Consider the following 16,063-nt stretch of genomic DNA (forward strand, 5'->3'; position numbering starts at 1 on the left):
TTCCGTTGCTATCAGGGCTATGGGGTTTGTGCTTCTAATTCTAGTATGTGTTAACCTTCACGCTCAAAATACCACCTATTGCAATCCCATCAACGTCGATTACGGGTATTGTCCCATTCCAAATTTTGTCCAACAAGGCAAACACCGCGCCACCGCCGATCCCGTTGTGGTCACGTTTAAAGGCAAGTATTTCTTGTTTTCTACCAACCAATGGGGCTATTGGTGGAGTGACGACATGAGTGATTGGCATTTTATTTCCCGTAAATTCTTGAAACCCGATGCCAATGTATATGACGAACTCTGTGCTCCGGCCGTGTTTGTCATGAAAGACGAAATGTATGTCATTGGCTCAACACACGGCCCCAATTTTGCCCTTTGGAAAAGTAAGAACCCCACCCAAGACGAATGGAAAATTGCGGTAGAAAACTTTAAAGTAGGCGCGTGGGATCCCGGTTTTCTCTATGATGAAGAAAAAGACAAATTGTTTTTATACTGGGGTTCGAGCAATGAATTTCCCTTACTCGGCACCGAAATCAATTTAAAAACCATGCAGTCCGATGGCTATGTAAAGCCACTTTTGTCGTTACATCCCGAAGACCACGGTTGGGAACGCTTTGGAGAATACAACGACAATACGTTTTTGCAACCCTTTATGGAAGGGGCGTGGGTGACCAAGTACAACGGAAAATATTACTTGCAATACGGCGCTCCCGCAACCGAGTTTTCGGGCTACGCCGATGGAGTTTTTGTGAGTGACCAACCCTTGGATGGTTTTGCTTATCAAGCCCATAATCCATTTTCGTATAAACCGGGCGGATTTGCAAGAGGGGCCGGACATGGCGCTACTTTTAAAGACAATTACGACCATTGGTGGCATACATCAACGATTGCCATCGGTGTAAAAAATAATTTTGAACGCCGCACCGGAATCTGGCCTGCGGGGTTTGACAAAGACGATGTGTTGTATTGCAACACCGCCTACGGCGACTATCCCACAAAGTTACCCAACAAAGCGGGGGAGCATTTAACCAACATGTTCGCGGGTTGGATGTTGTTGAATTACAACAAACCCGTACAAGTTTCATCTACTCTAGGGAGTTTCCAACCCAATTTTGCCGTGGATGAAGACATTAAAACCTATTGGTCCGCTGAAACTGGAAATAAAGGCGAATGGTTGCAAACCGATTTAGGCGCTGTTTCTACTGTGCACGCTATCCAAATCAATTACGCCGACCAAGATGTTGAATTGATGGGAAAAGTCAACGGCATTTACCACCAATACAAACTCTGGGGTTCACTAGACGGGAAAAAATGGTTTATCATTACGGATAAAAGTAAGAATACAAAGGACGTTCCCCACGATTATATCGAATTGAAAACTCCCGTAAAAGCGCGATTTGTGAAACTTGAAAATACCCACATGCCTTCGGGTAAATTTGCTTTAAGTGGCTTGCGGGTATTTGGAAAAGGAAACGGAGATGCCCCTACAGCTGTAGAAAATTTCATGGTATTGCGTGCCGATACCAAGAAATTTGGCGAGCGTCGCAGTTCGTGGATCCGATGGAAGCAACACCAAAACGCGGACGGCTATGTAATTTACTTTGGGAAAGACCCCAATAAATTGTACGGCAGTATCATGGTCTATGGAAAAAGCGACTATTTTTTCACGGGCATGGACCGCACGGATGTGTACTACTTCCAAATCGAGGCTTTCAACGCCAACGGAATCAGTCCGCGCACACCCGTAATCAAAGTCGATTGATTGCATTATTGTTATCAACAACCGCAAACGTTGTAATTTTTTTGAAAAATCCTCAAAAATTGAGTTATGAAATCGATTTCGTTGATAACTATAACGTTGTAATGCGTTCAAAAATGAGAGAAACTGTATCTTTAGAATCGATTAACCTTAAACCAAACTAACTATGAGTACAGCGCAAACAAAAACCAATTGGGGCCAATTCATCCCATTGGCGAGTGTGTTCTTCTTTTGGGGATTTGTCGCAGCAAGTAACGACATATTAATTCCTGTTTTCAAAAAAGCCTTTACCTTGGAACAATGGCAAAGTCAGCTCGTTTCTGTAGCCTTTTACATTGCCTATACCGTTGGTTCCATTTTGTATATCCTATTATCAAAAGCCACGGGAGGCGATATTATCAACCGCATTGGCTATAAAAATTCCCTAGCCTTAGGTTTAGGAATTTCAGCCCTTGGTACTTTGTTGTTTTATCCTGCAGCGAATAACGGCGGTTCCTTTCCGTTGATGTTATCAGCATTATTCATTGTAGCACTGGGTTTTTCATTGCAACAAACCGTAGCCAATCCGTTAGCCATCGCATTGGGTCCGATAAACACCGGATCGCAACGATTAACCATGGCGGGAGGAATCAATAATTTAGGGACAACCATCGGACCCTTAATCGTGAGTTTTGCGATTTTTGGTGCTGCTTCTTCTGAAAGTACTGAAATGAGTATTGAAAGTGTGAAAATCCCGTATTTGGTTTTGGGAGTGGCCTTTTTAGCCGTAGCCATTTTACTAAAAATGTCTTCTTTACCCGATAAGCCTGCAGCCGTTGTAGAAGATGAAGTCACTGCGGGAACAGTTGTGCGTCAATCGGCGTTGAACTATCCACAATTGGTGTTGGGAATGATTGGAATTTTTGTTTATGTAGGTGTCGAAGTTTCAACGGCAAGTAATTTACCGGCTTATATGGAAAAAGATTTGGGTTTTGCGACCAAAGATATCGCACCGTTCATTTCTTTATATTGGGCGAGTTTGATGATTGGTCGTTGGACAGGGGCGGTTGAAGCCTTTACGGAAGATATGAACTTGCGTCAAATTTTACGTTTTATCGCACCGTATTTAGCTTTCGGAGTTTTCTTGGGTGTGAATAAATTTATGAATCATGATTTAACGCCGTTCTATGTTTATGCGGCTGTGATTTTTGTACTCATCTTAGCGGATATCGCTAGTAAAGGGAATCCGGCACGAATGTTATTGATTTTCTCATTCTTGGGAATTGCAGCTCTCGGACTCGGGATGGCGACCAAAGGAATGGTTTCGGTCTATGCATTTACCTCAGTTGGTTTATTCTGTAGTACGTTGTGGCCTTGTATTTTTACTTTAGCCATTAGCGGTTTAGGAAAGCATACTTCACAAGGTAGTAGTTATTTAATCATGATGATTATGGGGGGCGGCCTCGTAAGTTTGCTACAAGGTTACTTAGCCGATGTTACCAGTATCCATGCCAGTTATATAGTAGGCGTTGCTTGTTTTGCCTACTTGGCTTTCTATGCGTGGAAAGTGAGTGGTATTTTAAAATCGCAAGGTATTAGTTTTGACCAAAAAGTAAGTGGTGGTCATTAATTAACATCTATTTCAATAAAAACAAAACTCCGAAGCACTTACACTTCGGAGTTTTTTTTGAAATTGGCACCCGACACTTAGCCCTGATGGGAGCAAGCTACCCCGCCGGACGCAGGGAGGCGTGTAGCGCGGACAGCAGGAAGGCAGGTGAATAGGACACCCAACTATCTGCTCCAATCAATCTTACGCGAGAAATACATCACCGCGGCAAGGATGGCGAATAACCCGATACTGCCCACCAGCAATGCGTAATCTTCAAGCTGAATGATTACAAAAAGGAACGCGTAAATAAGGGATAACGCACCACCGATGAGCATCGGGAATTTTCGGTTTTTGAGGATGGAAAGGGAATAGGTGGTGATTAGGGCGACGATGGCTGTTCCTGCAATCGCATAGGCGACGGTGAAACTGCTGTGTTCGGTAATCGAAATTAGTAAGGTGTAAAAGAGCACCAGCGCAATTCCGATCATGGTATACTGAAAAATATGGATGTTGATTTTACTAATGCTTTGGATCAAAAAGAACACTATAAAGGTGAGTCCGATGACCAAGAAACCATATTTTGACGCTCGTTCGTTTTGTTGGTATTCATCAACAGGCGTGATTAAATCGACTTGGTAGGCATATTTACTCAGATCGGGCAACGCCCCAAACTGCTGTTGGTTAAACGGACGGTTGAAATGCAAGATGTTCCATTGAGCGGAAAATCCATTTTTGTCGATTTGCTGTGTTCCGGGGAGAAAGTTTCCGGTAAAGCTGGGCGAATTCCAATCACCGGTCATCGAAGCTTTGGTGGTTTTACCTACAGGCACAAAGCGGATAGCGTGGCTCCCGTTGTAATTCAAATGCATTTTGAAACGCTGACCTGACAAGGCCGTGATGGGGAAACGGGCACTTTCTAAAGTGGCGATGGTATCGCTAGGTTTGTCACTAGTAACGGGTTCGAACGTCAAATTTTGCCCGTTCACGTGGATTTTAACTTCGCTATTGATGCTACTCAAGTTGGTGGTGCGTAAGACGACTTGGGTTTCGTTCCAACGAATATTTTCGGCCGGAATGGAGAGTCCGTTGAAATTTGGATTCGAAAATTGGCCGTCAAAAGTAATACCCGCGGTAAACACGTTGGCTTTGTAGATACTGCGTTTGAGTTCGCGCGCCATTTTCACATCGGTTGTTGTATTCAATTGGTCTGGGAAAAAATAGGCCGTCTCAAGGCTTTTGGTGGCATTGTCGTAGTAGGGGACTTTCAGTACGGGGCCGTAACAAAAGACTTCTCCACCCCATTTGGCGGTGGTTTCATCGACGACTTCTTTTTGGCGTTGACTGCGTTCGGTGATTAAATTTTGGACAAAAACTAACGGGATGAGTAGAATGAGGGTGAGAAAACCCACCATCATGATTTTGGCGGTGTTGGACTGCATGAATGTTTGCATTTCTTGATCTTGATGTTCCATAATTGTAAGTGTTATAATTAATTAAAAAGAATCTTGAGGTACACGATTGTGATGGGAATGTTGGCCAGCACAATCAATATTTTGACGAGGTAATAGTCGCGATGGTTGTGTTGGATACACAAGTGATAAACGAGATTGGCGAGTACAATCAAGTTGACGAATGTGGCCGTTAGTACAAAAAGAAATCCTCCAAAAAGAAGATTGAAATGGGGATATGTCATTTGTACAATTAGTAATACGGTCCCGATTCCAAACGAAGCGAGGGCGATACGCGTGGAGGTAATTCCGGTAGCGCTTTGGTATTGTTGACGGGTCATAAAAGTATTTTTTGATGATACAAATAGATGAAGAGGTATAGCAAAGCGATGGGGAAATTCACCCAGAGGATGAGTCCCTCTCGTACAATGGTTTTGCGTTGCAGCGGATGCTTTAAAAAGGAAAAAAACAAAAGAAGGAGGCAAATTCCGTGAATTAATCCACAGATAAGTGTGTATAGAATACAGATCGGAATAAAGATGTCTTCTCCTGTGATTAGGGCACCATAGAAAAGGAGCGTTCCACCAGAAAAGGTGACCAAAGCGATACGTTGGTAGGCGGATAATTTTTTCATGGTTTGATGTTTAACGTTTGTTGTAAATGCGCGATGGGTTGGGGAAGGAGTTGCAGAAAATCCAGATCATAAAACCGGTGCGCCCGTTTTCCTTGGCAATAGGTTTGGTAAAAGGTTTTCAATTTAAATGGATAAAAAACCAAACCTGTACCGATGACAAGGAAGAGAAACGGACTCCGTTTTCCATTTCCCAATAGATAAAATTGCATGTTGATTTCGTCCAAAACGGTGATCCCGGTGTGGGTCAAAACATGAAACACATCGTGTTCTTCCAAGGTGGCTTGGATGTCAAAATTATGTTGGCATAAAAAGCATCCCAGGTGAAATCCGAGGCTTTCTTCGGGCAAACGTAAATAATCTTGTAGCGTCACCGGCCACGCTTCTTTTTTCTTAAATACCCATTGGTAAGGTATTTTCACCGTGCGGTACATCCATTCTATAAATAAATCTTTCATAACAAAAAGTACTTTGAAATACAAAGTAATTAGATAAAAAAATAGGTTTATGATTTTTGAATCAATTTTTCGAGCGCGTCAATATGATTTTTAAAAGCGGTTTTTCCCGCAATTGTCGCCAAATAGCGGGTGTTGGGTTTCTTTCCAATGAATTGTTTTTCCACTTGGATGTAGGCTTCCGATTCAAGCGCTTTGATGTGTGACGCCAAATTCCCATCGGTAACCCCCAATAGCTCTTTCAACGTATTAAAATCCACGCTGTCATTGACCATCAACACCGACATGATTCCGAGTCGGATGCGATGATCAAAAGCTTTGTTGATATTTTCTAGTAGTGATTTCACAAGAGTGGGTTAAAAGTACAATTAATTTCGGTCGTATTTGACATACATCATGGCGCCGTAAACGATATGGCAAACACCAAAGCCCAAGGCCCAAAACAACAAATCCGAATCTTTAAAGAACGCCGCCATCAGTCCTAATATAATTTGGGTAATCCCCAAATACCGCACATCACGAAAGGTGTATTTGGAGGCATTCACACAACCCATACCGTAAAACAACAGCATCATGGGGGCAATCAATTCGTAATATCCTTTACTGAGTAAAATCAGTACCAAAATTCCGCCCGTTCCTAGTGGAATACTGAAATTTACGATTAAGCGGCGTGACGAACTATTCCAAAGCGTTTCGCCTAGTTTTTTGGCTTTAGCCGCACTCAGTACAATTCCGGTTACGATAGAGGCAAATACAATAAGTGCTGCCAATCCCACCAACTGTATCGTTAAATCATCAATCGGGAAGGGAGTTTGCATACGGTAATTCGTATAATCTTGCACGTCGTAAGTAGTTAGTAGGTAATCGGCATACCAAGCACCTGCTAATGCATACAATCCGGCTAAGATTCCCGACAAGCCACTTAACGATAATGTCTGCGACGATTTAGACATCATTTCTTTGATGTCTTTTAAGTCCTTTAAATAATCATTCGTTTCCATAAAAAGTACTTTGAGATACAAAGTAAAGTAATATTTAATTTTTGAGCAAACTTTTTTTCGATTATTTTTGAGAAAAATTCACTTCCATGAAATACGGACTCTCCCTTGCACTTTTATTGGCAATACAATCTCTAACGGCACAGACCGATGCGGAAATGTTGGATCGCATCCACAAAACCGCATTGACTCAAGGCCATTGTTACCAATGGTTGGATGATTTGTCAAATAAAGTGGGGGCCCGACTCTCAGGTTCTGAAGGGGCGGCCAAAGGAGTGAAGTATACGCAAGAGCAACTGAATCAATTGGGACTCGATAAAGTCTACCTTCAAGAAGTTTTGGTCCCCAAATGGGAGCGAGGGGAGAAGGAGGTTGCTTATTTAAACCTGGGTAAAAAACGCTTGGATCTTTCGATTTGTGCGCTAGGTATGTCAGTAGCTACGCCCAAGAACGGACTCGAAGCGCAAGCGATCGAAGTTAAATCTTTAGACGAATTGAAAGCCTTAGGAGCAGATAAAGTGAAAGGTAAAATTATCTTTTTCAATCGCCCCATGGACCCTGAACAAATTGAAACCTTTCGAGCCTATGGCGGTTGTGTAGACCAACGTTCGTCGGGTGCCCGTGAAGCCGGTAAGTTAGGCGCTGTGGGCGTAATTGTTCGTTCGATGAATCTTCGCCTCGACGATTTACCACATACGGGAATGACCAATTACGGAGATACTCCCGAAAACCAACGCATTCCTGCTGCAGCCGTGAGTACACTCGATGCCAATGCGCTTAGTGAAGCCTTAAAATCCAATCCCAATGCCACCTTGTTTTTTCGCCAAAGTTGTGTGAATAAGGGCGAGGTACTTTCCTATAATGTGATTGGCGAAATTACGGGCACTGAATATCCCAACCAAATCATGGTAGTTGGCGGCCATTTGGATTCATGGGATTTGGGTGACGGCTCCCACGATGACGGTGCCGGTTGTGTGCAAAGTATGGAAGTATTGGAACTCTTTAAAAAAATTGGCTACAAACCCAAACATACCATTCGCGCGGTATTATTTATGAACGAGGAAAATGGGGTAAAGGGCGGACTCCAATACGAAGCCGAAGCGCAACGCAAAGGGGAGCACCATATTTTTGCTTTGGAAAGCGATGCGGGCGGATTTGCACCGCGCGGGTTTTCCTTTGAAATTGATGACGCCAATTTTGGTCAAGTGGGTTTGTGGAAACCGTTGTTCGAACCCTATTTGATTCACTTGTTCCGAAAAGGCCATTCCGGCGTGGATATCGGTCCGTTGAAATCACCAAAGATTGTGAAAGCCGGACTCCAACCGGATTCCCAGCGCTATTTCGATCACCACCATGCGGCCAACGATACCTTTGATGCCGTCAACAAACGCGAATTGGAGTTAGGCGCCGCAGCCATGACTTCCTTAATTTATTTATTCGACAAATACGGAATCTTATAGTGCATCCTGCCTTAGTTTACACACTTAACCAACCGGAGCCCTACCAATCCATCATGATGCATTGTATGGCGACTATTGAAGCGTGTATTCCCGAGATCGAACTCCGATTTAGCTACAAAATACCGTTTTATTATTTCCGCGGAAAACCTTTTTGTTATTTAGCTCCCAACCACAAAGGCCAATTTATGGACCTCGGTTTGACCAAAGGTTATCAACTCACTTTGCATCAAGATGCCTTGAATGGGGACAATCGCAATACGGTGAAATCCTTACGCTATTACCAGTTGGAAACCATTGATCAAGCAATACTTGTGGCTGTTCTTGAAGAAGCCATTTCTTTGTGCTAAAATTGGGGCGTGCCCCTTTTGCGCACCAATCAAAGTATTAATCTAGTTCTCTTTAGCGCAACGGGTCGGGCTATCCGTTGCAAGTCCGTTACCTCGTAACCTCGGTATCCGGGCTTTTCACTACTATCCCTCACGCAAGATAAGTGCAAAAAAAAAGGAGGTTCAGTAAAGAACCTCCTTTTGTTTATAGAATTTTGTGATTATTTAATTTCACGGTTGATGTAAACCCAACCTGATTTGTCACTTACGCCATCACGCTCGATTACGTAGTAATACGTTCCATCAGGAAGTTCGTTATCATCATTCGATTGTCCATACCATTGGTCGGTATAATTTCCTTTTGAATACACTTTTGTACCGTAACGGTTGTAAATGCTCAATTGACGAACATTCATTCCGGTTAAGTCAAAATTATCATTCAAACCATCTCCATTTGGAGAAATACCTTTAGGAATCGAACACGTTACATCATTCGCTGTAAAGCTTTGTGTATCGGTACAGAATCCAGTTCCATTTGGAATAGTAACCGTTACATTGTAAACACCCGCTCCAGAAACATTCAAGGTAGCGCCTGTTCCAACAGTGGCACCTGAACTATTCGTCCATAAGTAAGAAGCGTTTGTACTTGTAAAGTTAGAAGGAATAACTTCCAAAACATATACCGATCCTACACAACCTCCATCAATTGTAAATGCTGGAGAAGGAGTGATGGTAATATCAAAACTTTCTTGATCCGTACAGTTAGGTGTAGTACCACTTTGTGCGTAAACATACAAGGTAGTGGATGCCGAAATTACAGCACCGGCACTCAACTGTGTACCTGTTCCATTTTGACCTGTATAGTAATTACCAACAGTTAAAGCAGGTAATGTATAGCTATTACAAGCTTCAACATCTAAAATAGGTAATACATCTGGAGTTGGATGAACCGTAATACTGATAGTAGTACCTGTTGCACATTGTCCAGCATCTGGAGTAAACGTTGAAGTAAACGTACCTGCAGTTGCTGTGGTAAAGGTGGCTGGAGACCAAGTACCCGTAACTCCATTAGTAGAAGTTGTCGGAATGGTCACAGCAGTGCTTCCTTGACAAACAGCAGCTAAAGCATTAAATGTTGGTGTAGTAGGTGGATTGATAGTCACACTAATTGAAGTAGCCACAGCACATTGACCCGCATCCGGTGTAAAGTTGATGGTTTGTGTTCCAACCGTTGTCGTGTCAACTGTTCCTGACCAAGTACCCGTAATTCCATTGTTAGAAGTAGTTGGTAAAGTAGGAGCAGTGCCATTTTGACAAATTGGAGCAATAGCGGTGAATGTAGGTGTAATGTTTGGAGCTGTAATTGTAACATCTAAAGTTGCTACAACAGCACATTGTCCTGCATCCGGTGTAAATGTATACGTAGTTATTCCAACCGTAGCGGTACTAATTGTATTTGGATTCCAAGTACCTGTAATACCTTCGATAGAAGACGGTAGAGCAGGAGCTGGTAAACCTTGACAAATTGGAGTAACAGCATTAAAGGTTGGTGTAATGTTCGGTGCATAAATGGTGATATCCATTGTGGCTGTATTCGCACATTGACCTGGACCTGGTGTAAATGTATAGGTAGTAGTTCCAACTGTTGTCGTACTAATTACACTTGGAGACCAAGTTCCTGATATACCTTCACCAGATGTTGTTGGTAAAGAAGGAGCGGATTGATCTTGACAAATAGGTGCAATTTGTGTGAAAGTTGGCGTACCTGTTGGCGTTGTAATAGTTACCGTTAAGGTAACCGCTACTGCACAGTTTCCAGAACTTGGTGTAAATACATAATCAAAGTTACCGATAGTTGATGTATCAATAGTTGCAGGATTCCATGTTCCAGAAACTCCATTAGTTGAAGTAGTTGGAAGCGCAGGAGCTGTCTGACCTTGACAAACCGTGATAGGATCAAATGTAGGTGTTAATGGCGTTGTAATTAAAATACTTACCGTTAATGGATTTCCACATTCTCCTGAATTAGGTGTAAATACATAATCGGTCGAACCTAAAATACTAGTATCAATGACACTTGGTGACCATGTACCGTCTATATTATTATCGGAAGTTGTCGGTAATACAGGTGCAGTAGCATTTTGACAAATACTATTGATAACAGGGAATGTTGGATCTACCGGCTGAGTGATAGTTACTGTAAAGCTACGTTCACTTGTACAGTCTGGGGTAGTACCCGAGCTAGCATAAATATAAATTGTTTGTGATGTACTAATTAAATCATTTGCATTTAATTGCGTTCCCGTTCCACCAGGACCTGTAAAGTAGTTTCCAACAGTCAAGGCAGGTAAGGTGTAATCACCACATTGTACAACGTTAGCCATAAATGGAATAACTGGTGTTGCATTGATAGTTACGGTTGTAGTAGCTGCAAAAGCGGCACAGCCACCGATTGCTGGAATTGAGTAGGAAACAGTATAAACACCAGGTAAACTAGCGCCAGGAATAATGGTTCCTGTGACGGTGTTGATATTCAAGCCTGCAGGAGAAGCACTGTAAGTACCACCTGTTGTACCTGTTACTGTTGCCGTTTGAGGTGTAAAGTCATTATTACAATACGCAGGTTGGCTATAGGCAATTGTAGCATTAGCAGGTGCAGTAATAATTACTGTGCGTGATGTAGTGATAAATGGAATGGTATTACAAGTACCTCCAATAGTAGTAGCCGTTGTAGCTGTAATTACATAAGCTCCAGGAGCACTTGCTGACAAATCAATAGTACCCGTTACAGAATCAATTACTAAACCAGCTGGTGTAGCGGTATAAGTTCCTGCTGTAGCACCAGGTGCTAATACCGGAGTTGGATCTGTACCATTTTGACAATAAAACGTTGAATCGTAATTGAAAATATTAATTGGGAAACAAGCAGTTGTACCTCCTGTTGTATTGGTTTGCGTGAATGTTACTGTACCCGCTTGGTTGGAGAAGTTGGTAATCATAATTACATAAACTTCACACAATTGAGCATTTGGAATACACATAATCTCTTGAGGTGCTGCAGAATAACTACAAGCATGTAACGTTCCATTACATCCTTGAGCCGGAGTTAATGCTGGAATTTGACCCGCCATTGGGTTAGCTGGAACTCCAATACATGCTGTATTCAAATCGGTAAATGGTCCCCAAGCCACATAGTCAACGTCACGAGGAGTTCCATTGTTGTCAACTTGAGAAATCAAATAACTCAAAGGCCCTGCCTGATTTACTTGCAAGAAGAAGAAAGCAGGGTTAGGAGAAGTAAATAAACAACCAATCTGACCTAAACTGGGTACGTTTGTGGAATTCGCATAAGTCACTGTTTGACCTGTACAGAAAGCGGGAGCTTCAGTACAAGGTAATGTTCCAATACACAAATTAAAGTTTACATATTGTGTAGCAGCAGATGCTGAGTAAATACGAATGTAATACGTAGTACCTGGTATTAAGTTATCAGCTGAGTTACAGTTAACTTGAGTAAAGTTACCACAAGCTGTTCCCGTAAAAATGGCATAATCTAAATCGGCGTTACCAGTAACATTGTTAAAAGATACAATGTGAGTTGGTGCTGTAGCGGTAAATGTATACCATACGTCATCATTGGCAACACCTGGAGGACAGTTAACTACAGGGTTAGACTGTGTTGCACCTATTAAAGTACCGGGTGTTGTTTGTACACAGTTCAAGTTCTGATTTACAATGGCAAAAGATGCATTACTACATTCGTCATTCACAGGTAAAGTTCCAAAAGTGAATGGTTGTGACCATGTACTCGTTTCACCTAAAGCATTACAAATTGAACGTACATAGAACGTGTAAGCTGTTCCAGCAGGTAAATTAGTTAAAGTGTAAGGCATTTGTGTTGTTAGAATACCAATACTTGTTCCATTAGGTGGTAATCCTCCCAATGGTACAATGAAAATTTCCCATTGTGTCGCAGTACCTTGTTCTGTCCAATATAATTGAGCAGATGATTGTGTTACCTGTTGAACATTTAATGCCACAGGTTTTGGACAAGCTGGGGCAGGCTCACAAGTTACATTTGCAATCCATCCAGGATTATTAACAGAACCATCACTTCTAAAACGGAATGTTAAACAACCACCCACAGATGAAGCGGTAAATGGACCAGGTAAGTTAGCTCCAGTTAAGTTACCCCAGTAGGAACCAGGTAATCCTCCAGGTACATTGCCAGCACCATTTGTGCTTGCAATTTGGGGTGCATTAATATCACTACCATCAAACACATAAAGTCCGTCCCAGTTTTGTTCAGTATTAAATTCTGTGAAAGTAACTGTTACAACTTCATTAGGTGAGTTCGGACAAATAGTTACCGTATAATCGGTACTGTTTGCATAGTTAGCATTTGGACCTGCAGGGTCAGTAAACACACCACCACAAGCTGGAGGCGCTATTTGAGTGGTAGCACTTCTTGGGCCAATCCACCAACCTGTTGATCCGTCAGGACAAACAGATTGTACATAGAAATCATAACAAGTATCAGGTAATAATGTAGTAAATGTATATGATGTTGTATTTGTCGTAAAGAAGCCAGTTGAAGTAGCTGTTGGCACAGGTGAACCACAAGGTAATGCAATTACATTCCACGATGTAGGAGTGGTTGAGGCTGATGTCCAAGCAAATACCGCTGTATTGTGTGTTACTCCTGTTACTGTTAAAGCCGAAGGGCTAGGACAAGCAGGTGGTGCTTGACAAACAACATTTGCTGTCCAACCAGCAGCATTGATGATTACATCACTAATAAACTGGAAAGTCAAACATCCGCCTGGAGCAGAAGAGGTAAATGAAGGTAAATTTGCTCCAGTCAATGTTCCCCAATAAGATCCAGCCAAACCACCAGGAACGTTACCTGGACCGTTTGCACTAGGAATTTGAGGAGCAGAAGTAGATGTCCCGTCAAAAACATACATACCATCCCAGTTGGCTTCTGTCGCAAAACTTGTAAAAGTTACCGTTACAACATTGGTTGGAACATCTGGACAGATTGTAACCGTTTGGTTGGTATTGTTGTTATAATTACCCGTTAATCCTCCTTCATCAACATAAATACCACCACATACAGGTGGTGCAACTTGTGTTGTGATGGATACTGGTCCGGTCCATGTGCTCACATCAGGTGAAGTACAGATGGCACGAACATAGACATCATAACAAGTTAAACCGTTTAGGTTTTGAATTGTATAAGTATTTGTGTTTACTACAGTTCCCACAGTAGTAGCCGTAGGTGCCGCATTTCCACAAGGTTGTGCAATGATTTCCCATTGAGTTTCTGTTCCACCTGCTGTCCATGTAAAGGTAGCTGATGTTCCCAATACAACCGTTGGTGTTAAAGAAAATGGAGCTGGACATGGAGGAGGAGCCGCACACGTTACATTGGCTACCCATCCAGCAGCTGTAGTAGTCGCATTACTACGGAAACGGAATGTCAAACATCCATCAGGGCTTGAAGAAGTGAACGAACCTGGATTCGTAGTTCCCCAATAAGCACCTGCTAAACCACCAGGAACTGCCCCTGCGCCATTAGCACTAGCAATCTGTGGTGCTGCTGTTGAGTTTCCGTTGAAAATATATAAACCATCGTTCGTCGCTTCTACATTGAAACTAGTGAACGTTACAGTTACTACATCTCCAACTGTTTGTGGACAAATGGTTACTGTTTGGTCAGCATTGTTGGCATAGTTTGCCGCTGCACCACCACCATCAGTATACGTTCCGCCACATGCTGGAGGAGGAACTAAGGTGTTGAATACATACGGACCTGCCCATGCACTGAAGGTACCGTTACCACAATCGGCACGAACCCAGTATTGATAGGCTGTGTCTGGGTTCAATCCAGTTACAGGAGTCCCCGTATTTGCTGCTACTGTCGTTCCTGAACCTGAAGGAATAGCTGAACCTGAAGTTTGCACTACATATTCCCATGAAGTAGCACCTCCTGGGTTACCCCATGAAAGTGTAGCTCCGTTTAATCCAATATTGGTTGCAGTTAATGCATCCGGTTGCGCACAGTTCAATTGTTGAATAATTAAACTATACGAATAACTCTGCGTTGCTGCAGAGGATGATAATACAATAATATAGGTCTGACCCGCTGTTACATTCAAACTCGGAATGTTACGTACACCAGAAGTAGCATCTGCCACACCGGCCACACAGTTCACCCCCACATTCGCACACCCTTGGTAAACAAAGATACCCGAGTTGGTTGCGCCTGGCGTCATCGTGATGCTGATAGCACCTGTAGTAGTAGGTGTATACGAATAATACACTTCATTACCAATCATATAATTGGTTGTCGAACCACACGATCCCCCTTGATTGGTGTCGTTGGTGTCGGCATATGTAGCTGTATTGTCATTGGTACTGTACGGTAAGGTCGGAATCGCAATGGCTGAGTTACATGTTAACCCTGGAGTGGCCGTAGTGAAGTTAAACGGTCCCACCCACGCACTGTTACTTTGCGAACACAACGCTCGAACGTAATATACATAAGGTGTAGCAGGTGTTAATCCCGTAGCTGAATATGAATTTGTACTTACAGTTACTCCCGAACCGGTTGGAATACCAGTAGCCGGTACCACTTCCACTTCGTATTGAGGCGCTGTACCCGTCCATCCTAAAAGTGCAGAAGTCTGCGTAATACTTGTTGCTGATAAATTGGTTGGAACCAAACAACGTTCTACTAAACTCACCGAATCAATTAACCAACGGTCTCCACCTAAAGCAGTAGTAGGCTGCGTGAAACGCATCATGAAGGCAATGTATACTTGCTGACCCGCATACGCTGATAAGTCCACCACTTTTTCTTCATACACATTAAAGGTAGTTGAAAGCGTTGCTTCAGTGTAGGTAGCGGCAGTTACTGTATAACTCGCAATATTGGTTTGCGTACCTGCAGTAGCTGTAGGGTTTACCAAAACGCGGTATTCTGTACCCTGCGGACCGGTTAAAGTTGAACGGGTCCAAAAGTGTAATTCACCGTTGGCAGGTACTGTAACTTTTGGTGTAGCCAAGTAATCCTCGGAAGTGTTTCCTTGACCAATGTTTTCATTATTCATGAACGCCGAATTGGTACCGGCATAAACATTGGCAGCAGATGTGGTAATTGTCCAACGACGGGCGGTACCCACACCGTTGTCAAAAACTGCCCACTGGTTACCTGTGGCTCCTGTTCCTAAAGTCCATGGTGAAGGATTCGTCGCTACGTCCGGATTGGTCGTATTCTCAAAACCTTCAACCCCAGGAGTAGGAAACTGGGAGTATCCTGTTAAATGCATGAAAGCAAACAGGATCAATAAAGTAATTTTTTTCATAAAAATTAATAATTGATGGGTTTGT

The 16,063-nt window shown here is 42.7% G+C and carries 11 protein-coding genes; 4 read left to right on the plus strand and 7 right to left on the minus strand.

The window, feature by feature from the left end:
- The first annotated feature begins 19 nt into the window (after window positions 1-19).
- Window positions 20-1,762 (plus strand): discoidin domain-containing protein, encoded by a 1,743-nt coding sequence (locus tag OLM45_RS07675; protein WP_264512951.1) that lies wholly within the window; start codon window positions 20-22, stop codon window positions 1,760-1,762.
- Window positions 1,763-1,925: 163 nt separating this feature from the next.
- Window positions 1,926-3,368: an MFS transporter gene (locus OLM45_RS07680; RefSeq protein WP_129460905.1), complete on the plus strand. Its 1,443-nt coding sequence runs from the start codon at window positions 1,926-1,928 to the stop codon at window positions 3,366-3,368.
- Window positions 3,369-3,532: 164 nt separating this feature from the next.
- On the opposite strand, the gene creD is transcribed toward OLM45_RS07680, so the two are convergent.
- Genes creD through OLM45_RS07710 form a run of 6 tightly spaced genes read right to left on the minus strand, consistent with a single transcriptional unit; the run spans window position 3,533 to window position 6,885 of the window.
- Entirely contained in the window at window positions 3,533-4,822 is a 1,290-nt protein-coding gene (gene creD / locus OLM45_RS07685; RefSeq protein ID WP_264509421.1) for a cell envelope integrity protein CreD, read from the minus strand.
- A gap of 17 nt (window positions 4,823-4,839) precedes the next feature.
- Window positions 4,840-5,139 (minus strand): hypothetical protein, encoded by a 300-nt coding sequence (locus OLM45_RS07690; RefSeq protein WP_264509422.1) that lies wholly within the window; start codon window positions 5,137-5,139, stop codon window positions 4,840-4,842.
- Window positions 5,136-5,432 carry a hypothetical protein gene (locus OLM45_RS07695; protein WP_264509423.1) on the minus strand — a complete coding sequence of 99 codons (297 nt, stop codon included), beginning with the start codon at window positions 5,430-5,432 and terminating at the stop codon, window positions 5,136-5,138. Before OLM45_RS07695 ends, OLM45_RS07690 begins: the two co-directional genes overlap by 4 nt.
- Complete coding sequence (locus OLM45_RS07700) at window positions 5,429-5,887, minus strand: ubiquinone biosynthesis protein COQ4 (protein WP_264509424.1); 459 nt, start codon at window positions 5,885-5,887, stop codon at window positions 5,429-5,431. Before OLM45_RS07700 ends, OLM45_RS07695 begins: the two co-directional genes overlap by 4 nt.
- A gap of 47 nt (window positions 5,888-5,934) precedes the next feature.
- A complete protein-coding gene (locus OLM45_RS07705; protein WP_264509425.1) occupies window positions 5,935-6,231 on the minus strand; it encodes a winged helix-turn-helix domain-containing protein in 297 nt (98 codons plus the stop codon).
- 21 nt (window positions 6,232-6,252) lie between these two features.
- A complete protein-coding gene (locus OLM45_RS07710; protein WP_264509426.1) occupies window positions 6,253-6,885 on the minus strand; it encodes a hypothetical protein in 633 nt (210 codons plus the stop codon).
- An 86-nt stretch (window positions 6,886-6,971) separates the two neighbouring features.
- Here OLM45_RS07710 and OLM45_RS07715 point away from each other — a divergent pair, with 86 nt between their 5' ends.
- Together OLM45_RS07715 and OLM45_RS07720 are read left to right on the plus strand one after the other, a co-directional pair.
- Window positions 6,972-8,342, plus strand: coding sequence for a M28 family peptidase (locus OLM45_RS07715; RefSeq protein WP_264509427.1), 1,371 nt, complete (start codon window positions 6,972-6,974; stop codon window positions 8,340-8,342).
- Window positions 8,342-8,689, plus strand: a complete 348-nt coding sequence (locus tag OLM45_RS07720; RefSeq protein ID WP_264509428.1) for a DUF1801 domain-containing protein — start codon at window positions 8,342-8,344, stop codon at window positions 8,687-8,689. The genes OLM45_RS07715 and OLM45_RS07720 overlap by 1 nt, the downstream gene beginning before the upstream one ends.
- Window positions 8,690-8,889: 200 nt before the next feature.
- On the opposite strand, the gene OLM45_RS07725 is transcribed toward OLM45_RS07720, so the two are convergent.
- Complete coding sequence (locus tag OLM45_RS07725) at window positions 8,890-16,038, minus strand: fibronectin type III domain-containing protein (protein WP_264509429.1); 7,149 nt, start codon at window positions 16,036-16,038, stop codon at window positions 8,890-8,892.
- Window positions 16,039-16,063: the final 25 nt, after the last annotated feature.

The organism is Flavobacterium sp. N1719 (genome assembly GCF_025947045.1).
GTDB classification, from domain to species: Bacteria; Bacteroidota; Bacteroidia; order Flavobacteriales; family Flavobacteriaceae; genus Flavobacterium; species Flavobacterium stagni.

Bases quoted from the DNA above. Each gene is read 5' to 3' on its own strand.
- OLM45_RS07725 (WP_264509429.1), bottom strand. From the start codon at position 16,038: ATGAAAAAAATTACTTTATTGATCCTGTTTGCTTTCATGCATTTAACA.
- OLM45_RS07715 (WP_264509427.1), top strand. From the start codon at position 6,972: ATGAAATACGGACTCTCCCTTGCACTTTTATTGGCAATACAATCTCTA.
- OLM45_RS07700 (WP_264509424.1), bottom strand. From the start codon at position 5,887: ATGAAAGATTTATTTATAGAATGGATGTACCGCACGGTGAAAATACCT.
- OLM45_RS07690 (WP_264509422.1), bottom strand. From the start codon at position 5,139: ATGACCCGTCAACAATACCAAAGCGCTACCGGAATTACCTCCACGCGT.
- creD (WP_264509421.1), bottom strand. From the start codon at position 4,822: ATGGAACATCAAGATCAAGAAATGCAAACATTCATGCAGTCCAACACC.
- OLM45_RS07680 (WP_129460905.1), top strand. From the start codon at position 1,926: ATGAGTACAGCGCAAACAAAAACCAATTGGGGCCAATTCATCCCATTG.
- OLM45_RS07695 (WP_264509423.1), bottom strand. From the start codon at position 5,432: ATGAAAAAATTATCCGCCTACCAACGTATCGCTTTGGTCACCTTTTCT.
- OLM45_RS07710 (WP_264509426.1), bottom strand. From the start codon at position 6,885: ATGGAAACGAATGATTATTTAAAGGACTTAAAAGACATCAAAGAAATG.
- OLM45_RS07675 (WP_264512951.1), top strand. From the start codon at position 20: ATGGGGTTTGTGCTTCTAATTCTAGTATGTGTTAACCTTCACGCTCAA.